The sequence below is a fragment of the Elusimicrobiota bacterium genome, from assembly GCA_041660185.1.
GTDB lineage: Bacteria > Elusimicrobiota > Elusimicrobia > 2-01-FULL-59-12 > 2-01-FULL-59-12 > JBAZWU01.
Genome location: JBAZWU010000008.1, coordinates 69,738 through 91,008 on the forward strand (window position 1 = coordinate 69,738; position 21,271 = coordinate 91,008).

The 21,271-nt window shown below is 56.3% G+C and carries 20 protein-coding genes, 1 tRNA gene and 1 pseudogene; 15 read left to right on the forward strand and 7 right to left on the reverse strand.

Going from position 1 to position 21,271, the window contains the following annotated elements; all coding sequences use genetic code 11:
* Positions 1-47: 47 nt before the first annotated feature.
* Together WC859_07595 and WC859_07600 are read right to left on the reverse strand one after the other, a co-directional pair.
* The gene (locus WC859_07595) at positions 48-293 is read right to left on the reverse strand and encodes a hypothetical protein (protein MFA5976008.1); all 246 of its coding nucleotides are present in this window, start codon (positions 291-293) and stop codon (positions 48-50) included.
* Between the two features lie 11 nt (positions 294-304).
* Positions 305-643 carry a hypothetical protein gene (locus WC859_07600; protein ID MFA5976009.1) on the reverse strand — a complete coding sequence of 113 codons (339 nt, stop codon included), beginning with the start codon at positions 641-643 and terminating at the stop codon, positions 305-307.
* Positions 644-647: 4 nt separating this feature from the next.
* Here WC859_07600 and WC859_07605 point away from each other — a divergent pair, with 4 nt between their 5' ends.
* Positions 648-833 (forward strand): hypothetical protein, encoded by a 186-nt coding sequence (locus tag WC859_07605; GenBank protein ID MFA5976010.1) that lies wholly within the window; start codon positions 648-650, stop codon positions 831-833.
* 158 nt (positions 834-991) lie between these two features.
* Positions 992-1,459 (forward strand): response regulator, encoded by a 468-nt coding sequence (locus tag WC859_07610; protein ID MFA5976011.1) that lies wholly within the window; start codon positions 992-994, stop codon positions 1,457-1,459.
* Between the two features lie 66 nt (positions 1,460-1,525).
* Here WC859_07610 and WC859_07615 read toward each other — a convergent pair whose 3' ends face one another.
* From WC859_07615 to WC859_07635, 5 genes are all read right to left on the reverse strand, one after another.
* Entirely contained in the window at positions 1,526-3,064 is a 1,539-nt protein-coding gene (locus tag WC859_07615; protein MFA5976012.1) for a glycosyltransferase family 39 protein, read from the reverse strand.
* A 22-nt stretch (positions 3,065-3,086) separates the two neighbouring features.
* Positions 3,087-3,163, reverse strand: a tRNA-His gene (locus WC859_07620).
* 92 nt (positions 3,164-3,255) lie between these two features.
* Complete coding sequence (locus WC859_07625) at positions 3,256-3,903, reverse strand: XTP/dITP diphosphatase (GenBank protein ID MFA5976013.1); 648 nt, start codon at positions 3,901-3,903, stop codon at positions 3,256-3,258.
* Positions 3,900-4,598, reverse strand: a complete 699-nt coding sequence (gene rph / locus WC859_07630; protein ID MFA5976014.1) for a ribonuclease PH — start codon at positions 4,596-4,598, stop codon at positions 3,900-3,902. The genes WC859_07625 and rph overlap by 4 nt, the downstream gene beginning before the upstream one ends.
* A complete protein-coding gene (locus WC859_07635) occupies positions 4,595-7,249 on the reverse strand; it encodes a valine--tRNA ligase (GenBank protein MFA5976015.1) in 2,655 nt (884 codons plus the stop codon). Before WC859_07635 ends, rph begins: the two co-directional genes overlap by 4 nt.
* A 224-nt stretch (positions 7,250-7,473) precedes the next feature.
* Between WC859_07635 and WC859_07640 the strand changes: the two genes are divergently transcribed.
* From WC859_07640 to dcd, 13 genes and pseudogenes are all read left to right on the forward strand, one after another.
* Complete coding sequence (locus WC859_07640; GenBank protein MFA5976016.1) at positions 7,474-8,409, forward strand: M23 family metallopeptidase; 936 nt, start codon at positions 7,474-7,476, stop codon at positions 8,407-8,409.
* 9 nt (positions 8,410-8,418) lie between these two features.
* Positions 8,419-8,805: a polymer-forming cytoskeletal protein gene (locus tag WC859_07645; GenBank protein ID MFA5976017.1), complete on the forward strand. Its 387-nt coding sequence runs from the start codon at positions 8,419-8,421 to the stop codon at positions 8,803-8,805.
* 223 nt (positions 8,806-9,028) lie between these two features.
* The gene (locus tag WC859_07650; GenBank protein ID MFA5976018.1) at positions 9,029-9,739 is read left to right on the forward strand and encodes a SurA N-terminal domain-containing protein; all 711 of its coding nucleotides are present in this window, start codon (positions 9,029-9,031) and stop codon (positions 9,737-9,739) included.
* On the forward strand, positions 9,736-11,031 hold the full coding sequence (locus WC859_07655; protein MFA5976019.1) for an adenylosuccinate synthase: 1,296 nt from the start codon (positions 9,736-9,738) through the stop codon (positions 11,029-11,031). The genes WC859_07650 and WC859_07655 overlap by 4 nt, the downstream gene beginning before the upstream one ends.
* A 76-nt stretch (positions 11,032-11,107) precedes the next feature.
* A complete protein-coding gene (gene carA / locus WC859_07660) occupies positions 11,108-12,343 on the forward strand; it encodes a glutamine-hydrolyzing carbamoyl-phosphate synthase small subunit (protein ID MFA5976020.1) in 1,236 nt (411 codons plus the stop codon).
* Positions 12,343-15,663: a carbamoyl-phosphate synthase large subunit gene (gene carB, locus WC859_07665; protein ID MFA5976021.1), complete on the forward strand. Its 3,321-nt coding sequence runs from the start codon at positions 12,343-12,345 to the stop codon at positions 15,661-15,663. The genes carA and carB overlap by 1 nt, the downstream gene beginning before the upstream one ends.
* An 11-nt stretch (positions 15,664-15,674) precedes the next feature.
* Positions 15,675-16,778 carry a sn-glycerol-3-phosphate ABC transporter ATP-binding protein UgpC gene (ugpC, locus tag WC859_07670; protein ID MFA5976022.1) on the forward strand — a complete coding sequence of 368 codons (1,104 nt, stop codon included), beginning with the start codon at positions 15,675-15,677 and terminating at the stop codon, positions 16,776-16,778.
* Between the two features lie 3 nt (positions 16,779-16,781).
* Positions 16,782-17,051, forward strand: a complete 270-nt coding sequence (locus WC859_07675; protein ID MFA5976023.1) for a hypothetical protein — start codon at positions 16,782-16,784, stop codon at positions 17,049-17,051.
* Between the two features lie 146 nt (positions 17,052-17,197).
* On the forward strand, positions 17,198-19,030 hold the full coding sequence (locus tag WC859_07680; GenBank protein ID MFA5976024.1) for a TonB-dependent receptor: 1,833 nt from the start codon (positions 17,198-17,200) through the stop codon (positions 19,028-19,030).
* A gap of 12 nt (positions 19,031-19,042) precedes the next feature.
* Complete coding sequence (locus WC859_07685; protein ID MFA5976025.1) at positions 19,043-19,558, forward strand: formylmethanofuran dehydrogenase subunit E family protein; 516 nt, start codon at positions 19,043-19,045, stop codon at positions 19,556-19,558.
* A 20-nt stretch (positions 19,559-19,578) separates the two neighbouring features.
* Complete coding sequence (gene nikR, locus WC859_07690; protein ID MFA5976026.1) at positions 19,579-20,007, forward strand: nickel-responsive transcriptional regulator NikR; 429 nt, start codon at positions 19,579-19,581, stop codon at positions 20,005-20,007.
* 121 nt (positions 20,008-20,128) lie between these two features.
* Positions 20,129-20,587: pseudogene (nrdR, locus tag WC859_07695) on the forward strand (transcriptional regulator NrdR).
* Between the two features lie 89 nt (positions 20,588-20,676).
* Positions 20,677-21,258 carry a dCTP deaminase gene (gene dcd, locus WC859_07700; GenBank protein ID MFA5976027.1) on the forward strand — a complete coding sequence of 194 codons (582 nt, stop codon included), beginning with the start codon at positions 20,677-20,679 and terminating at the stop codon, positions 21,256-21,258.
* Positions 21,259-21,271: the final 13 nt, after the last annotated feature.

Sequence of the window (21,271 nt, forward strand, 5' to 3'; positions counted from 1 at the left end):
AATCGGTTCAAGAAAGAAGCTTGGCTTCGGCCAATTCAAGCCGTCGGCTATATGTCTTGGGTTTTGACCACGTCGAGCTTCATCTCCGGGAAGTCCCTCTTAAACTCGGTCCAAAAAACATCGGATTCTTTGTTCATTTTGTCCAGCATGGCGTTTATCCGGCCCACGGTTTCTCGAATATCGGCCAAGGTCTGCACAAAGCCTTGGAACTGCCGATACAGTTTCTTCATCAACAAATAATTCAGATGGGCTTCATCTTCGGGCGCAATGGAAGGCTTCTTGCGCGTTACCACGGCTAAGCCGCTTACGACGCGACTTTGGCTTCGACTACTTCGAGCCGTTGGTTGATGTTCTTGAGGTCGTACTGCATGGCGTGGATGGCTTCGGTATTTCCGTGAACGGCATCCTTCAGGGCGTTTATGTCTCGGCCATTGGTACGGACAGCTGATTCCAATACATCCACCTTTTGTTCGAGTGTATCGAACCTGGGTTTCAGGCTATTAATGTCCTCGCGCATGAGGGATTGAGCCTCGCCGAACGTCCGGAACTTCGAGAGCAATTCCTCCATAAGCACATTGAACCGGCGGGATTCGTCTTGGGAAGGAAGAGACGGTTCCTTGGATGTCTTCTTGGGTGATTTCACGGGAATGATCGTACGTCCCGGCGGGGTCTTTTGTCAAACGCTCGACGTGAGAGAAGTTCAGCCCATGGAGACTCTTTTGCATGTGCCGTTCACCTTTTTGCGGGACATTCCCTCCAATGCCCATCACACCCATTTGTGGATCTTCCAGCTTCATTGGCGGGCTGACGCGGGCCGGAGGTCTGCTGTCTGAGTTGGAAATTATGGGGTCCTTGGTTCGACGATTTTAGAACCTGGCTGACACTGGGCCAAGCTCAATACATCGCCTGACGTTACATATTGTTTCCTTGAGAATCATTACGATCGCCCGCATAAAGAAGTTAAGAAAGAGCGGGCCATCTGAGGCGAAACATGGCGTGTAAAATCTTGATCGTTGACAAAGATGAGGACTTCACGGTTTCGTTAGAACACCAGTTGGTCGGCAACGGTTTTGACGTGACTCGGGTGCCGGACGGTATGATGGGTATGCAGTGCGCCCTTCGTCACAAACCGGACTTGATTATCGCCGATCTTCAATGCCCTGCGGGCGGCGGGCTTTCCATGTTGACCAACCTAAGACGTTCGGTTCTTACCCGCAACATTCCAGTTCTGATCCTGGCCGGACCGGGGAATCCCGAGTCGAAGAAAAAGCTTCTCGAATTTGGAATGCTCACCTATATGCAAAAACCATTTTCTCGCGAAGAACTCCTTGCAAGAATTAAGCAGCGCTTGTCCTCTAACCCAAAGATTGTTGCGAGTGGTGATTTTGTGCCTCCTTCCCCTTCTCCCTCTCCTGACAATCCCATCGCTCCGTTCGTCCCTGGCACGACTGGCAGCTAAAACGTATCAAGCAGGCAAAATCGAAGCCAACGCTGGCTGCTGGGGGACGTCTCCTAGTCTCGGCGATCAAACGTTAGATGGAGGGATGGCTTTTTCGTTTTCTGCCGGTTGCAGTTTCTTCAAAAGGTGCAGATAACCTGCTGCAGAAAGAATAACCAGAAAGGGCATCATGGCAAAGTGATAGCGTGGTTTAGCCAGCACGATGGTGTTGGCCGCGAAGAATAATATAAAAGTGGCCGCGAGGAAATGGAGGTTTTTAAAACACAGCATGTTTTTTGTCCATATGACGATCATCCCGACCAACGATCCAAATAAAACGAAAAAGTAGAAAGCCGCAGTGAACCAGCGCCAATGCAGAAGGGTTTTGTACGGAAGCGCTGTCGGGGGGCCCGGAAATTGCGCGATCCCATAGGACCGTTTCACGGACCAGAACAAAATCTCGTCATCGGTTGAATATGTTTTCTGCAATGTTCGAAAAAGTACGTGTCCGATGTAAGCAGGCCCGCGCCCAAGAATCTCCTGCCAGTTGGCGATCGCCATCGTGTATCCCTGAATGGACCGGCTCGCTTCATCTGTTGTGGATCTCCACGCCATGTATCTCGGGTTTTCTTCGAGATCTTTCGGGTTGTCGAAAAGGAGATAGGTTGTGTGTCGTCCCAGGAATTCTCCTTCGTTCGTGCACACCGGAATGAACCTGTGAAAAACATTCCAGTTTCTCAGGGTCCAGGGGACCAGGCCTAACGCCACAAACAACATGAAAATGAAAGAACTGACAATGGCTTTCCGGCAAGGCAGTCGGAAACATAAGATGCCGATCATGCTGGCGACCAGAACGGCGAGCGTAGATCGTATCAGAGCCGTCCACGCCGTCAGCAGTCCAAGGGCCGGAAGCTTCAGGAGCCAATCCTCCCGCCATTTCGAGGAGATAAAAGCCAGAAGAATCAAAAAGAAAGTGAACAGTATTTCCGACCCGAACAGATTTGTGGCCATGATCGAAGGTGGATAGAGCGCCCACAGGAAAGCGCTGCCGCGCGCCAGGCGATGGTTCTTCGCCGGATCAAGAAGAAAATAAATCAAAATGACGGTCCCCGCACTCAAAAGAATGTTTGAGATTTTGAAAATCAGGACATGATCGCCAAAGAGTTTAATCAGCAGCGCCGCCCACAGGGCTGTTCCGGGGGCGCGGTGGGCGGTGGGATAAGGGAAGCGTTTATCGGTTCCCAGGTATAGCGTGAAGTCCTCTGCGGCGACGGGGCCGGTCAGCGTGTATCCCTGGCCGGAAGTCAATGCCTGCGCCAATTCGTGATAAATGGCGAAATCGGAGACCAGTTCATTGTGGACGCTGAAGGTCCAAAGACCGCGAAGAATCAGGGCGACTCCGACGATGACGATGAGCGAGCGTCCAGGGCTCAACCGGTTCAAAAGAAACCATGTCCATTTAACGAAGATCAGGAGGGCCAGGAACCCAATCACTATTTCGAGAAACTTGTGTTGTTCTGCAGAAGCCAAAGAGTGGGGAAGAATATTGAACATCGCTAAAAAGAGAATGGAGGCGATGATCGGTATCAGAAGAAACATGAAAATATTCGAAAGGATTTGTCTCATGCGTTCATTCCAAAATAAAAGATGGGGTGGCTAACGGGACTTGAACCCGCAACCTCTGCCGCCACAGGGCAGCGCTCTAACCAATTGAGCTATAGCCACCACCAAAAAGGAAGGAGAATCGATTGTGATGTGTGTAAGTATAGAAAACTGGTGTCTTCGTTGGAAGGCCACTGGTCGAGAATTGTGTGGGTTCAGGATTTGTGATGTTCGATGTGCTGAAGGATGCTTTCTCTGAGTCTGATGAGAATCGGCTGCATGGCCTGCAAGGCCTTGTAACGATGGCTGATGCTGTTCTTTAGAGTCGGGCCGAGTTCCGCCAGCGTTTTGCCGTGTTCCGGTACCAGAAACACCGGATCATACCCGAATCCTTCCTCGCCGCGCGGGCGATCGGTGATGTAGCCGTCCAGGTGGCCTTCCACCGTCCGCACAGCGCCTCCGGGGACCGCCAGCGCCATCACGCAGCGGAAGCGGGCTTTGCGATATTCCGTGGGGACGCCTTTGAGGAGCTTCAGGAGTTTATTGTTGTTGTCCGCATAGGAGCAGGCATTGCCGGCAAACCGTGCGGACAGAACGCCGGGGGCGCCGCTTAAGAAATCCACTTCTAGCCCGGAGTCGTCGGCCATTGCGATATGATGGGTAAACTTGGCGATTTCGAACGCTTTCTTCCGGGCGTTGTCTTCGAGCGTGGCCCCGTCTTCGACGACCTCCGGGGCACCGGGAAAGTGTTCCAGAGTCAAAAACTTGATCGGCACCTCGGCGAAGATGGCCATAATTTCTTTCGCCTTGTTCGGGTTTGCCGTGGCCAGGACAACGGTGAAGGGATCAAAAGCGTTTGTCATGGCCGGTGAACCTCGCCCAGCAGATTTTTCTGGGCGACCATGATCTTCCGGATGCCCTGGCCGGCCAAGCTCAGGAGTTTTTCCAGATCCGCATGTGAAAACGGCTTATGCTCGGCATTCCCCTGGATTTCGACGTAACGCCCTGAGCCGGTCATGACCACATTCAAATCCACTTCGGCCCGGACATCTTTTTCATAATCTAGATCCAGCGCCGGCCGGCCATCAACTAACCCGACGCTGACGGCCCCGATGAAATCCTTCACCGGCCATGTCGAAAGACCATGCTTTTTATGCCAGTGGCGCAACGCCATGATCATGGCCACAAAAGCGCCGTTGATGGATGCGGTACGCGTGCCGCCGTCGGCTTGCAGAACATCGCAGTCGAGGACGATGCACAGCTCGGGAATGGACGCCAGATCCAGGCTGGCCCGCAGGGAGCGTCCGATCAGCCGCGAAATTTCTTTGGCGCGGCCTCCGGAGGCGATACGGCCCCGGTTGGAGCGCGTCGTGGTCGAGCGGGGCAGCATGGAATACTCCGCGGTCACCCAGCCGATGCCCGCTCCTTTGGCGTGGTCCGGGACTTCGTCCAGGACGCTCGCAGTGCAGATCACTTTGGTGTCGCCCATCTGAAAGAGGCAGGAGCCTTCCGGGTATTTCAAATAATTGCGCGAGATCTTGATCGGGCGAAGGCTCATGCGAGTCCCTCCAGGTTGCGGTCCAGCGAAAGAAGTTTTTTCTCTGTTTCCCGCAGGGTGACGCGGCGGCTCTCCACTTCTTCTTTGGGAGCGCGCTCGAGAAAATCTTTGTTTTCCAGGGAAGCCCGGCCCCGCGCCAGCATCTGTTCCAGTTGAGCCTTGTTTTTCTGCAGCCGGGCCTTTTCCTTTTCTTTGTCGATGACCCCCTGCGCCGCGATGTAGATCTCGCCGCCGCCAAAGACCGTGAAGAGATATTCGGAAGGTTTCTGTTCGGAGCGGGTCTCCAGCTGTTCCAGCCGGGCCAGAGAGACAATAAACGCTTTCACATCCGGATCGTTAAGAATTTCCTGCGCCCGGGAATCCAGGTGGAGCAGGCTGCAATTGATCTTGATTCCGGGCGGGATGACGGATTCGCTGCGCAGCGTTCGAATGGCGGTGACCACGTCTTTGACCAGGGCCATCTTCTCCGCGGCCGGCTGATCCAGGCGCGCTTTGTCGGCGGCCGGCCAGGGGTGAATCATCAGGCTGTCAACGGGGTTTTGGAGAAAGGGCCGCAGCGCCTGGAACAATTCTTCTGTTTCATAAGGCATGACCGGATGCAAAAGAGCGACGGACTGGCTGAGCAGATGGACGAGCAACGACTGCTTGACCGAACGCGCTTGGGCGTCAGACCCCGTGAGCGCGACCTTGGAAATTTCCACATACCAGTCACAAAGCGATCCCCAGATGAATTCATAAAGCGCGCGGCAAGCTTCTGCTGGATTGTAGGCGGCCAGCGCCGCGGTCACCTGCTCGATCGTTTCTTGAAGCGCGTGAAGAATCCAACGATCCGCCAGCCCCAACTGGACCCCTTCTCCCACCCGTTGGTAGGCGAGGGGGGTATGCCCGTCCAGATTCATCAAGACAAAACGGCTGGCGTTCCATAATTTGTTCGCGAAGTTGCGGGCTTTCAGGAATGAGTCGTTGGATAGATGCATGTCGCGGCCAGGGATGCTGGATTCCGCCAGTGAAAAACGCAGCGCATCCGTCCCGTACTGCTTCATAATGCCCAGCGGGTCGATGACATTGCCGAGCGATTTGGACATTTTCTTGCCCTGCTTGTCCCTGACGATCCCGTGAATATAGACGTGGCGGAAAGGGACGTCGTTGCGGAACTCGAGCCCCATCACCACCATCCGGGCCACCCACAAATAGAGAATTTCATGGCCTGTCACGAGCACCGAGGTGGGATAAAAACTCTTCAGATCGTCCGTTTCATCCGGCCATCCCAGGACGGTTAACGGCCAGAGCGCCGAGGAGAACCAGGTGTCCAGCACGTCCTCATCCTGCTTCAAGTCCGTCGAACCGCACGAGGGGCATTTCGTCGGGGTTTCTTCGCTGGCAAAAGCCCGGCCCTTTTCGGTGTTGCAGTAGTAGACCGGGATGCGGTGTCCCCACCAGATTTGCCGGGAGATGCACCAGTCCCGGATGTTCTCCAGCCAGAGCAGGTAGGGTTTCTCCCAGGAGGAGGGGAATATTTTTACGCGTCCGTCGCGCGTCGCCTGCGCCGCGCGCGCCGCCATGTCGCCCATTTTCAGAAACCATTGTTCTGAAATAAGCGGTTCGATGATCGTCTGGCAGCGGTAACAGACCGCGGCGGAGAGGCGATACTCCTCCACCTTCTCCAACAGCCCCTGCGCGTCCAGGTCCTCCACGATCTTTTTGCGGGCGTCAAAACGATCCATCCCGGCGTAGGCTCCGGCGCGCTCCGTCATCTTCCCGACAAAATTAATGACCACTTCCTGAGGGAGTTTGTGCCGTTCCCCGATTTCAAAGTCCGTCGGATCATGCGCCGGCGTCACCTTGACCGCGCCGGTTCCGAAGGACGCGTCCACCGCGGTATCAGCCACGATGGGGATCTCCCGGTTCATCAGGGGCAGGCGCAGTTTTTTACCTATATAAGCCTTATAACGGGGGTCTTCCGGATTGACCGCTACCGCGGTGTCGCCCAGCATGGTTTCGGGACGGGTCGTCGCGACGACAACGAAATGATTTTTATCCAGGGGATAACGGATGTGCCACAGCTTCCCGGCCTTTTCTTCATGTTCGACTTCGATATCCGCCAACGCGGTATGGCAGCGCGGGCACCAGTTCACCATGCGCGGGCCGCGATAGATGAGCCCTTTGTCAAAGAGGGAGACAAACGCGTGGCGGACCGAGCGGGAATACACCTCATCCATCGTAAAGCGCGTGCGGCTCCAATCGAGGCTGGCGCCCAGGCGCTTAAGCTGCATCAGGATGGTGTCTCCGGCTTCGCGCCGCCATTGCCACATTCGCTCCAGAAACTTCTCGCGCCCCAGCTCGTGGCGGGTCTTTTTCTCGGATCGCAGCAGCTTTTCAACCACGTTCTGCGTGGCAATCCCGCCGTGATCGGTGCCCGGGACCCAGAGGGTTCTGGCGCCGGCCATGCGATTCTGCCGGATTAAGAGGTCCTGGAGGGTGTTATTCAGGGCATGACCCATATGGAGGCTGCCGGTGACGTTCGGCGGGGGGATCACAATCGAATACGACGTTCCAGAGCCATTTTTAGGTTTAAAATAGCCCTTTTCTTCCCAGGAAGGGTACCAGGGTAGTTCGGTCTGTTCCGGATTGTATGTTTTTGGAAGTTCCATAGGCCTTTCAAAACAGCGAGAATATGAATTCAATCAAATAACAACACCCCCTGGCAATTCATATGGCGCAACAACTTTTTACAGGCTTGTAACAAAACACCGTATAACCTTTATACGATAAAAAAACTGGCGGTTTTTTCCCTTGACACCCCATAGGGGCGGTGGTATATATGTAGCGGGTTTTGCAAAGAACGTGTCATTTAGACGTATTTTGAGGGCTTAGAATGAGTTTTTCAGAGAAACTGAAAAAACAATTGGGGCGCCAACTCACTGTGATGCTGATTCCCCACAGTGATAAAAGCCCGATCCGCCTTAATTTTTCCCTTTCCTTTTTAGTCCTCGCTTTGCTGGCGTGGACCGGACTAACGGTATGGTCTGGCTTTGTGACTAGCCGCCACGTGGATTACTGGCGCGCCAAAGCCGATGAGCATGTGCTCCGGACCAAAATGTGGTATTTCACGCAGGAGATGAAGCATTCCCGGGAGTACCTGGACCGGGTCCGCGAGACCGAAATTGCTCTGCAGGGATTGCTCAAGATGAAGACGCGCAAGGCGATCGTGGAGTCGGACCGCGCCATGGGTGGTCCTTCAACGGGTGACCGGCGGGATCTCCTCAACCTGATCAGCGGGCGGCGTCCGACGATCACCGTGGAAGAAATGCATTCGCAGCTTCAGACCGTCAAACAGGCCGGCAGCGATGTCATCTCGGATTTTGAAGAAATCTCAAAGTACATCCGGGATCAACACAGTATTTTCCGGACCACGCCGAGAGACTGGCCGACGATCGGGCGATTGACCTCGTATTTCGGGCGCCGGAATTCGCCGTTTGACCGGGAAGAAGGCGAATTTCATAACGGGCTCGATATCGCGAATTCTCCCAACACGCCGGTTCATGCGACCGCCGACGGGGTTGTCCAGGTCGCTTCCTGGAACGGGGGATACGGGCGCTTGATCGTGATCGATCACGGCAGCGGATTCAAAACGTATTACGGCCATAACGCGCAACTCCTGGTGAAACCCGGTGATCGCGTCAAACGGGGACAACTGATTTCTTATATGGGTACGTCCGGCCACAGTACGGGCTACCACTTGCACTACGAAGTATGGCAAAATGGTCGGGTCGTTAATCCGATCAAGTTTGTTAAAGTTTCAGAGGAATGAGGGGGCGCAATGTTTGGTGCAAGTAAGAATCCTGCGGCGAGATCCGAATCACATCTGGAAACAATCATCGGCGCTGAATCGTCTTTGCAAGGGACCATCCGTTCCAAAGGTTCCGTACGCATTGACGGAAAAATTGAAGGCGGCGTTTCCGCCGAAGGCGTGATCATCGGCGAGGCCGGCGAAGTGCAGGGAGACGTCTCCGCCCGCACCGTGGTGGTCGGCGGCAAGGTCACCGGCAATATCCACGCCACCGAATCCCTCGAACTCTTAACGAAATCCCAGGTTTTCGGCGATCTTCATGCGCCTCAGCTGCTCATCGCCGAAGGGGCCATTTTTGAAGGAAGCTGTTTGATGGCTTCGGAAAAAGCGAAAATTCTCGAGGTCAACGTCAGCTAAATAACCCTCACCCCGCCTTTGGCGACCCTCTCCCTCAACAGGGAGAGGGTTTTGTTTTTGGCGTCTCCCTCCCCCTGTGGAGGGGGAGGGCCGGGGTGAGGGGACATAAAACTTGCCTTCTGGCAGCGCTTTTCTTAAAATAGATCCGCACCCCGAATACCAGCTCTGACCGCCTAATGATGGGGCCGTCAGAGCTGGTCTTTGTGTGCAAAATTAAACCGCCATGATGAATTACTTCCGAAAGTACAGAAGTCAACTTTTCCTCTTCACGGTTGTTATTTTTCTTTTGGGTACCTTCCTGGGTTTTGGCGGCTACTTCTGGAGTCCAAAAGGGAGTCCGAACGATACGGTGGTCAACGTGGATGGGGAAAAGGTTCCCCTGAGGCTCTTCTACACCCAGTACGAGCGCGCTCTGGAGCAGCTCCCTCCCGAGAAGCGTTCGGACGAGGCCACTCGCAAACAAAAAAAAGAGGAAGCCATCCGTGACCTGGTCCAGGGTGTTGTGTTTGACCGCCTGGCCAAAGCGTACGGGATTTTTGTAACCGATAATCAGGTGATCAATTCCTTGATTCAAACCCCCGCCTTCCAGACGAAAGGACAGTTTGACCCCCGGCTTTATTTCCAGGCGCTCAAGTTCCAGTTGAAGACGGATCCCCGGGATTTTGAGGAGGAACAACGCAAGTCCATCGCCTTTTACAAACTGCGCTGGTTGATTCAGTCGTGTATCCAGGTGACGGAAAAAGAAGACGAAATGGCGTATGCCCTGGCGCACGCGGGGAAGATGACCGGGTATGAAAAGGGACAAGCGGCTTTCCATGACCAGCTGTTGCAGGAAAAAGCGGTGTTTGTCTTCAATCAATGGTTCACGCAGATCGGTCAGCAGACCCACGTGAAAGTGCATACGGAACTTCTGGAAGGCCGCCCGCCGTCATGAGCACGCTCGTGGTCGTGGGGGTCCAGTGGGGCGATGAAGGCAAGGGAAAGATTGTTCATCTGCTCGGGCGCCAGTCCGATGTGGTGGTCCGCTATCAGGGCGGCAACAACGCCGGGCATACCGTTATCTTCGATGGAAAACATTTCGTTCTTCACTTAATTCCTTCGGGAATCCTCCAGCCGGGTAAGAAATGCCTGATCGGAAACGGGGTTGTGGTGGACCCGGAAGCCCTTTACGAAGAAATCCAATTCCTGGAAAAACGAAAAATTCGCGTCCGGGGGCGTTTGTTTATCGCGGATGCGGCTCACGTGATCCTGGCCTACCATCGCGATTTGGATTGTCTGCGGGAGGATGCCAGCGGTCCTGTCAAAATTGGAACCACTCGGCGCGGAATCGGGCCCACCTACTCCGACAAAGTGGGACGAACCGGAATTCGAATCGCCGATTACATGAATCCCGCGGTGTTTCGCCCCCTGTTGGAGCGTAACCTCCGGGAAAAAGCGCCCCTCCTCACGCGTTTCGGTTCGCTCAGCCAGATTCGAAACAAAGTTTTAAAACGCTACAACAGCCTGCGAACCTTTTTAACGCCCTTCATCGTGAATGGACCCCAGTTCGTGTACCGCGCGATCGAGTCGAGCAAGAGGGTGCTTTTTGAGAGCGCCCAGGGCACAATGCTGGATGTGGATTTCGGCACCTATCCGTATGTGACGTCTTCGAATCCGGTCGCCGGCGGCGTCTGCATCGGTTCGGGACTGGCGCCCACGAAGATTGATTCAGTGCTGGGAGTCGTCAAAGCCTATACCACGCGCGTCGGCGAAGGTCCTTTCCCTACGGAGCTGAAAGACGAGCTGGGCGAATCTTTGCGTCAGCGGGGGATGGAATTCGGCGCGACCACGGGCCGCCCGCGGCGCTGTGGATGGTTTGACGCGGTGGCGGTCCGCCACGCGGTCCGGATCAACGGCTCCAGCTGGTTGGCGCTGACCAAGCTGGATGTCCTCGAAGGCGTCCATCCCATCAAGTTTGCCGTGGCCTATCGCGTTGGGAAGAAGATCTTAAAGGAATTTCCAAGCGATCGTTTCCTGCAGGCGCAAGCCGAGCCGGTCTATGAGGAAATGCCCGGCTTCCACGGATCGATCCGCGGCATGACGCGTTACGAACAGCTTCCGGCGAATGCCCGGCGCTATATCAAGCGTCTGGAAACGCTGGTGGGAGCGAAGTTCGCCATGATTTCGCTGGGCCGCAGCCGAGAGGAAACCATTATCCTGGACTCCAAATTCCCGTGGAAACCTTGAACGTAGGGGCGCACAGCTGTGCGCCCGCCATTGCAATGTCCGGGCGGACAGCGGTCCCGCCCCTACAGGTGATTTTATGAAGGTCTTGTTAGCTCTCGAATCGGGTCGTACCTTTCTGGGGACTTCTTTCGGCGCGGAAGGGGAAACCGCCGGGGAAGTGGTGTTCAATACCTCGATGGCGGGGTATCAGGAGATTCTGACAGACCCTTCCTACGAAGGACAGATCATTACGATGACCTCCCCGCATATCGGCAACTACGGAGTGAATGAAGAAGATGCCGAAAGCCGGAAACCTTTCGGAGCAGGCCTCATCGTCCGCCAGATCAGCGGGCTGTACTCGAACTGGCGGGCCAAAGAGAGTCTGCCGGCTTACCTGCAGCGTTACGGATTGGTGGGCGTCACCGATATTGATACGCGCGCGCTCACCAAGCATATCCGGGACACCGGCGCGCTGCGCGGAATCGTCTCTACTCGCGACCTGGATCCCAAAAACCTCGTCGCCAAAGCCAGGGCCGTACCCTCCATGGCCGGATCGGATTTAGCCAAGAATGTGACGTGCGAGAAACCGTATCAGTGGACCCGCGAAGGCGGTCCCGTCTTCCCGTCGACGTTATCGATTGTCGGGACCGCCCCGACCGTTGAGCACTCCATTGGAGGACGGGGCGGGCGCTGGATCCGGCGCACGATTGAGAAAGCGCCGGTCCTGGCCGCGGAAGAGCTTTACCGCGTTGTGGTGATGGATTTCGGCGTAAAATACAACACCTTGCGGAATCTCAGCCAGCGGAATTGCCAGGTAATCGTGGTGCCGGCACAGGCGACCGCTGAACAAATTCTGGCCTTCCAGCCCAACGGGATCCTCATCTCCAATGGCCCGGGAGATCCGTCCGCGGTATCGTACGGAATCGACGCTCTGCGTAAGCTCGTCAAGCATCTGGCCCAGCGGCCGGTGAAAGAACGCTTCGCCATGATGGGGATTTGTCTGGGACATCAGCTCCTGGGGCTGGCCCTGGGGGGAAAAACCTTCAAACTGAAGTTCGGTCACCGGGGCGGCAACCATCCGGTGAAGGACCTGACCACCGGCAAAGTCGAGATCACGTCCCAGAATCATGGTTTCGCGGTGGATGCGGCTTCGCTTCCGGCCAGCGACGTGGAGGTCACCCATATGAATTTGAATGACCATACCTGTGAAGGCCTGCGCCACCGGACGCTTCCCATTTTTGCCGTGCAATACCATCCCGAGGCGGCGCCGGGTCCTCATGATGCCCGCTATCTCTTTGATCGTTTTGTCGGTGAAATGGCGGGGAAGAACTGATGCCGAAGCGGACCGACATCCAGACCATTCTCATCATCGGCTCCGGCCCGATCGTGATCGGCCAGGCCTGTGAATTTGATTATTCTGGAACCCAGGCCCTCAAAGCGCTGGCCAAGGAAGGCTACCGGATTGTCCTGGTGAACTCCAATCCCGCGACCATCATGACAGACCCGGAACTGGCGTATGCCACGTATGTGGAACCGTTGACGCTGGAGATTCTGGAAGAAGTGATCGCCAAAGAACGGCCGCAGGCGCTGCTCCCCACGCTGGGTGGACAAACCGCCTTGAACCTGGCGGTGGCGCTCGCGGAGAAGGGCATTCTCGATAAATATAAGGTCGAACTCATCGGCGCGAAACTGCCCGCCATCAAGAAGGCCGAAGACCGCAAACTCTTTAAGAAAACCATGCAGGAAGTCGGCCTGCGAGTGCCTAAGAGCGGCTACGCCAAATCGATCGCTGAAGGCGAAGAAGTCGCGCGTAGTATCGGATTCCCGCTGATTATCCGGCCGTCGTTCACGCTGGGCGGTATCGGGTCGGGCACGGTGTATACCAAGGATGAGCTCCTGGAAGCGCTCCGGCGCGGTCTTGAGGCCAGCCCGGTGAATGAAGTGCTGATGGAAGAATCCGTCATCGGCTGGAAAGAGTTCGAGCTGGAAGTCATGCGCGACGTGGCGGACAACTGTGTCGTGATCTGTTCCATTGAAAACCTGGACCCGATGGGGGTTCACACCGGAGACTCCATTACGGTGGCGCCGATCCAGACGCTCACCGATCGCGAGTACCAGGCCATGCGGGACGATGCGTTCACCTGTATCCGGGCCATCGGCGTGGATACGGGCGGCTCCAACATTCAATTCGCGGTGAACCCCCAGACCGGCGAGCGGGTGGTCATTGAGATGAACCCGCGGGTCTCGCGGAGCTCGGCGCTGGCATCCAAAGCGACGGGATTCCCGATCGCCAAGATCGCTGCGCTCTTGGCGGTCGGATACCGTCTGGATGAGCTTCCCAACGATATCACAAAGAAAACGCCGGCGTCGTTTGAGCCCGCGATCGATTACATTGTTGTGAAAGTCCCCCGTTTCGCGTTTGAAAAATTTACCGCCGCTGATCAGACGTTGAACACCGCCATGAAATCCGTCGGGGAAGTCATGGCGCTCGGGCGGACCTTTAAGGAAGCGCTTCAGAAAGCGCTGCGCGGACTGGAAATCGGCTCCCAGGGCTTGGGAGCGGATACGAAAAGTCCCGGGGAAGGCCTGGGCACGCTCGAGGCGGCTTCCGAAACCGAACGCGAACGCCTTTTGAATCTGCTGAAGGACCGCCTGCGCGTGCCGAATTGCGACCGGATCTTTTACATCCGTGTCGCTCTCAAAGCCGGGATCCAGGCCCGAGAGATTGTGGAGTGGTCGAAGATCGATCCCTGGTTCATCAGCCAGATTGAAGAAATCGTGGCGATGGAACAACAGATTCTTGCCGCGCCTTCGAATCCTCTGGAAAAGGACCTCCTGCTGGAAGCCAAGCGTCACGGTTTCTCTGATTTTCAGCTCGCCAAACTGCGCGGCGTCACGGAAAAAGAAGTCAACCAGTGGCGCCATCAGGCGGGAGTCCTGCCGACTTATAAATCCGTGGATACCTGCGCGGCTGAATTCAAAGCGTATACCCCGTATTTTTACTCCACCTATGAGGAAGAAGACGAAACCGCGCCAACGGCCCGCAAAAAAGTCATGATCCTCGGCGGCGGGCCCAACCGAATCGGGCAAGGCATCGAATTCGACTACTGTTGTGTGCACGCGGTGATGGCCTTGAAAGAAGAAGGCTACGAGACGATCATGGTGAACTGCAATCCGGAGACCGTCTCGACCGACTATGACACCTCCGACAAACTTTATTTTGAGCCCTTAACGCTGGAAGACGTCCTCAATATTGTTGAGAAGGAAAAACCGGAAGGCCTGATTGTCCAGTTCGGCGGCCAGACGCCGTTGAATCTGGCCATCCCGCTGGAACGGGCGAAGGTTCCCATCCTGGGGACGTCGCCGGATTCCATTGATCTGGCCGAAGACCGCCAGCGCTTCGGCGCCCTGTTGACCAAGCTGGGGATTCCGCAGGCGCCGAACGGCACCGCCCGTTCGTTTGAGGAAGCCCGGGCTTGCGCCACGCACATCGGTTATCCCGTCATGGTCCGGCCGAGCTATGTGCTGGGCGGACGCGCCATGGAAGTCGTCTACGACGAGAGCATGCTGGCCGATTATATCGAGCGCGCCACGCGGGTCTCGCCCGAGCATCCCATTCTGATCGATAAATTTCTGGATAACGCCACGGAACTCGATGTCGATGTGCTGTGCGACGGGGAAGATACCTACATCGGCGGCATCATGGAGCATATCGAGGAGGCCGGTATTCATTCGGGAGATTCGGCCTGCGTGCTTCCGTCCCGGACGCTCTCCGCTAAGGATCTGGCCACCCTGCGGCAGTATACGGAACAGTTGGCCAAAGGCCTTCAAGTCAAAGGATTGATGAATATCCAATTCGCAATCCGCGAGGGAATCATTTATATCCTGGAGGCCAATCCACGAGCCAGCCGTACCGTCCCTTTTGTGTCGAAGGCGACCGGCGTTCCCCTGGCGAAATTAGCCGCCCGGGTGATGGTGGGGCGCAAGCTCAAGGACCTTCTCCCGGCTAAACTTCTTAAAGAAGGGCCGCAGATGAAGTGGGTGGCGGTGAAAGAAGCGGTCCTTCCCTGGATGCGATTCCCCGGTGTCGACGCGATCCTGGGTCCCGAGATGCGCTCGACGGGCGAGGTCATGGGCATTGATCAGGATTTTAACCGTGCCTTTGCCAAGTCGCAGTCCGCCGCGGGATCGGAGCTGCCGAAATCGGGAGGGGTCCTGATCAGTGTGACTGACCGCGACAAACCGGCGATGTGCCATATCGCGAGGGAGCTGAAGAAACTCGGATTTGAACTGTACGCCACGGAATCGACCGCGGCCTATTTCCGGCAACAGAACCTCGAGGTACGGCATGTCCTGAAATTAACGGAAGGCAGGCCGAACGTGGCGGATGTGATCAAAAATCGGGATGTATCGCTGGTGATTAACACGCCGTCGGGCAAACGGACGCGGTCCGAAGGGTTTACGATCCGGCAGGCGGCGCTGCAGCATAATGTGCCGATCGTGACCACGCTGGCCGCGGCGCGGGCCGCGTTATCCGGTATTCGGGCCATCCGGGATGGCCACTGGACCGTCTCCCCGCTGCAGACGTATTATGCGAGCGCGCGAGCGGAAGAAAAAGCTTCGAACGCAGCGCCCGTCAAGCCAAAGGTGTAACCCCAGGAGTCATGGCCAACGTACTCCTGCGTGACATCGTTAAAACAATCAACGATAACGTTATTGTGGACCATATCAATCTGGAAATTCCGGATCGGGAGTTTTGTGTCCTAGTTGGTCCGTCCGGCTGCGGCAAGACCACCACGCTGCGGATGATCGCGGGTCTTGAGGAGATCACCTCCGGGGAAGTCTGGATCGGGGACCGCCTGGTCAACAACATCCCGCCTAAAGACCGGGACATCGCCATGGTTTTTCAGAACTACGCGCTCTATCCGCACATGTCGGCGTATGACAATATGGCTTTCGGGCTGAAGCTGCGGAAGTTCAGTAAAAAGGAAATTGACAGCCGCGTGCGCGAAGCCGCCGAAATCCTCAACGTGACCCATCTGCTGAAACGCCGTCCGAAAGAGATGTCCGGCGGCCAGCGGCAGCGCATCGCCGTGGGGCGGGCCATCGTGCGCAAGCCGAAGGTCTTCCTGTTCGACGAACCGCTCTCCAACCTGGACGCCAAGATGCGCGTGCAGATGCGCACCGAGATTTCCAAGCTTCATAACCGTCTTCAAACCACCATGATCTACGTCACGCACGACCAGGTGGAAGCCATGACCATGGGAGACCGGATCTGCGTCATGAAAGACGGCGCGATCATCCAGGTCGACAAACCGCTCGACATTTACAACCAGCCCAAAAGCAAATTTGTCGCCGGCTTCATCGGCAGCCCGCCCATGAATTTTATGGACGTGGACGTGGCGCGCCGCGGAGGGGCCCTCTGGCTCGATGAAGGGAAATTCAGTTTACAGCTCCTTCCCTCTATGGAGAAGGCCGCCACGGCGTATATCGGCAAACCCGTCATTCTCGGTGTGCGGCCCGAAGATATCTATGATCGCGCTTATGCGGGGAATACGCCCCCTCAAGGCCATACGGCCGCGCCCGTGGTTGAAGTGGTGGAACCCATGGGGAGCGAAGTGATGCTCTACCTCAACACCGGCAAAAACACGCTGATCGCTAAAGTCGAACCCGAGTGCGAAGCCAAGGTCAATGAGGAGATCGAGGTCGTTTTCAATATGGAAAAGATTTATCTCTTCGATAAGGATACGCTGAGCCGTATTATTTAGCCGGTGAACGCGCGCAAGATTTTTGTTCTACTGTTGTTCGAAGCCGCCTTTAGCCTGCAAGCGGCTTCACCAGTCCTCTCTTCCACCGCTGTCCAAGCCTCAACGACTTCCGTCGCCCACTATGCGTACCCGCCGCCGAGCAACGCCTCACGCTGGTGGCAAAAGACCGTCCGGGTGATCCGCTATTGGGCGGAGGCGTTCGGCTCCGGCGCGCGCCCCCAGCCAGTCACCGCTTCGGATAATACGGGCCCGTCTCCCCATCCTTCCAAATAAAATTCTCTGGCCGGCTTGACACGACCCGTCTGCTTTGTTAAGGTGTTACGAAAATTATACACGTAACATACATGAAATCTCGATAATCATAACGTTTCATTCAGAAAGGAAAAAACACGCTTAGTCATGGGAGTCGTTGCTGTGGGTTGATCGTCGTTTGCCTGCTTTTGCTGGCGGGGCAAGGGGCGCGGGGAACAGCGGAGGTATCGCTGGATTTGACCCGCACGGCTTCTCGGGGGGAACGGCTCTCCATGGCGGGACAGAATCAGGAGAACATTTCCCTGTCAGATCCTCTGGATTCGGAGCAGGCCGGAACGGCCAGTACGGCCATCCGCGATATCCCCGGAGTATTTTCCCCGGAGCGCTCGCCACTCGGTTTTGGTATTGGGCCCGGCGGGGCCGGCGGTCTTTCGATCCGGGGATTTAATACCGGTCAACGGACTCTCTTTTTGCGCGACGGTCGTCCGGATGCCATGGGGATCTTCGGGCACGGGCTTTATGATGCCTATACCACGGAAAGCTTCGAGAAGATGGAAGGGGTCCGCGGTGCCGATTCCGTCCGTTACGGCGGAGGCGCCATCGGCGGATCCGTGAACATGATCTCCCGGCGCCGCAAGACCCCTGGGTATGAGACGGCACTGGACTTGGGCGGCGGATCCTTCGGTACTCGCCAGGTCATTGTCCAGCAGGGGGGAAACACAGGCAAAGGTTTTGACTATTACCTGGCCGGCGGATTCCGTGCCACGGACGGGCACCGCGTCAATTCCGCGGCGGACCGCAACAGTTTTTACACGCTCCTCGGGTGGAAACCGCAGTCCCGGGTCGATGTCAGTCTGGCCGCGCGCCACAACGATTCCTTTGTCCAGGACCCTGGATCGCTCAGCGAGGTGCTGACGCTCCAGTCCCGCGGGCGAAAACTGGACAAATGGTCACGCTGCCAGCGCACCGGTACCGACCTGATTGTTCAAGACAGCCTGATTCCCGGCGACGGTTCGCTGCATCTGTTCATGGATTACGGTCACAACGTGATCCGCAATACGTCGGTGACCAATTATTACTGGGATTCGGTTGACCGCAGCTACGGCGGGTCCCTCTCCCGGACGTTTCAGCCTCTCGAATCGCTCGAAGTGCAGACCGGCTATGACCTGCGCGAAGCCGGCGGGTCCGGGCAGGACACCTCCGCGACTCCTCTTCTCTATCCGACCCGTACCCAGCTGGAACAGGGGATTTTCGTCCTGTCCAAAACCCGGCCCTGGGAGCGTCTGGAAACCAGCGCCGGCGCCCGTCTGCACCATCATCAGGAGTACGGATGGGAATTTTTACCGCAAACGGGTTTTGATCTGGGCGTCTCAACGGATACGCATCTCAAAGGGTCGGTCTCCAAGGGCTTCCGTTCGCCCACCGTTTCAGAACGGCTGAACCTGGCGACTGCCAACCGGGACCTCGGACCGGAACGCGCCTGGACCTATGAAACAGGCGTGGTTCAGCAGATCCGCTGGGTCCAGGCCGAAGTCACGGGTTTCTACATCGACGGCTCCAATCTGATCCGTACCGAGGGAGTCGCGCCGGCCCTCAAATACCAGAACTCGGGAGCTTTTATCCACCGAGGGATTGAGGCGAGTGTTCACGCGCCTTTCTCTCCGCTCTTTGACCTGTCGTTGGGGGGGACCTGGCAGGACCCGGGCAATGAAACCAACGCAACGCCGCTCCGGCGCTACACGCTCTCGGCGGGTACCACCATTGGACGTTTCTCGGATGAACTGAAGGTGGAACGGGTGGAAGCGCTCTTCGGCAGCGACTATGTTCGCACCCGCCTGCCCAATTACACCATCGTGGGCTTGTCGGCGCGTTACCGGCTGAATCGAGCCATGCGTCTGTATGCCGAGGTGCATAACCTCTTCAATCAGTACTACGAACTAATTTCCGGCTACGCCATGCCGGGACGCTGGGCCATGAGCGGTATCGAAGTGGAATTTTAAAGGGGGGAAACCATGCCGAAAAAACAAATCCTGGGGATCGGATCCCTGGCCGCGTTCGGGCTTCTGGCGGTTGCTTTGCGGGCCGTTGATTTCAAACACACGGCACCGAAGCAGACAACGCTGACGGAACTCGAGGCCTTTCATGGCCATCTGGGTCCTTACGTGGTCATCGGAGCGCGCATCGGAGATATGGCATTAACCCGGCTCACCGCCAAACGTTTCTCGGGGATTCGGGTGGTCGTTGAAGGGACTGACAAGCCTCCACAGCGCTGCGCCATTGATGGGCTGCAAGTCGCCACTGGAGCCACTTTCGGGAAAGATAGCATCCGGTTCAAGGCTTCTCCCGAGTTTTGTGTCCGACTGGTCAACGCCGAAACCCGCGGTGGTTTAGCGGTCCGCTTGCTCCCGGCCTTCGCCAAAGAATTGGACGAATGGTTTGCTCAAAAGATCGATCTCCATGAACAGACCCATCGGGTCTTCAATCGTCCGATGGAGTCGATGATGGTAGTCACCTCCTATGCGGAGTAAGCGATGTATAATGTTGTCCCGTGGACAAGAAACGAAGTCCTTTGAGACGATTCAGCGTTTCCGTTGAATCCGATATTCTGAAGCTGGTGGATGATCAGGTTCGCCAGCGGATCTTCCCTAATCGTTCCGATGCATTGCGAGCGATGATTCGCCATCAGACGACTCGCCGGGAACAACAGACGCAAGGGGATGTCATCGGAATTGTCGGAATAGTTTACGATCATCACCAGCGGAACCTGGTCAGCCGGATGCTCCATCTCCAGCACGACATTCCGGCCACTATTCTCGGGTCCCAGCATTTTCATCTGGATCATCACCACTGTGTGGAAACCATTCTTCTGCGCGGCAAAGCCCCGGATCTGGATCGGTTTCAGAAGGATTTACAGAATCTTCGTGGGATCAAACATACATCCTTGTCGTTCCTCTCTCCCGCACGAAATCTAAAATAAGAACAAGCGCCAGTCGGAAGCTTGACCCCTACAAGGGGTTGTTGTTATAGTGTGGATGTTTCCAACAGGTAGTAGTCGAGCCTGAAATCCGAACTCAAAAAATCGAATTCCGTCGCCTTCTATGAAATGTCCCTATTGTGGTCATGAAGAAGACCGCGTTTTAGACTCCCGGCCCCTGGAGGGCGCGAGCATTATCCGCCGGCGCCGTGAGTGCCAATCCTGCCAGAAGCGCTTTACCACGTACGAACGCCTGGAAGATGTCCCTCTGATGGTGATCAAATCTAACGAGCGGCGCGAGCCGTTCAGCCGGGAAAAACTGCGCGAAGGCATCGCCCGCGCCTGCGAGAAGCGGCCCATCGGGGCCGATGCCATCGAGCGTCTCATTTCTGAAATCGAATACGAGCTTCAGGACTATGTCATGCAGGTCCCGTCCCGCGTAATCGGCGAGAAAGTGCTGAAGAAGCTGAAGGACATCGACCCGGTCGCCTACGTCCGTTTTGCTTCTGTGTACCGTCAATTTCAGGATATCCGGGCCTTTCAGGACGAGCTGGAGAAACTCCGGCAGGAAGAGCCCGCCAAACCCCCGGCCATGCACCCCGGCCGCGGAGGGAAACGCGTCCGGCGCGCCGGGACGTCGAAGCCGGCGTCTCTCAAAGGAGTTTCCGTTTCATGATCAAATCGGACCGGTGGATCATCCAGATGGCGAAAGAGAAAGGGATGATCGAACCCTTTGAGGCGCAGCAGGTTCGTTCCGTCGAAACTCCCGAGGGCGTCCGCCCTGTGATTTCGTATGGCGTTTCCTCGTACGGGTATGACATTCGTCTGGCCCGGCATTTTAAGGTGCTGGACCCTGCTGTCGTTCACCGCGGCGTTGTAGACCCGAAAAAATTTGATCTCACCGGCTACCAGACCCTTGAAGCGGATGAGTGCCTTTTGCCTCCGCATGGGATGGCGATCGTGCAGTCCCTCGAGTATTTCCGGATTCCGCGCGAAGTACTCGTGATCTGCCAGGGCAAATCCACCTATGCCCGCTGCGGTATTAACATTGCTTTGGCGCCGCTGGAACCCGAGTGGGAGGGCCGGCTGACCTTTTCAATTTCGAATTCGACTCCCTGGCCCGCGAAAGTGTATGCGGGTGAGGGCGTGGCTCAGATTTTGTTTCTGGAGTCAGACGAGGTCTGCAAGACCTCCTACGCGGATAAACAGGGGAAGTATCAGCGCCAGACGGTGTTAACACCGCCCAAGGTCTAATGGCGCAATAACG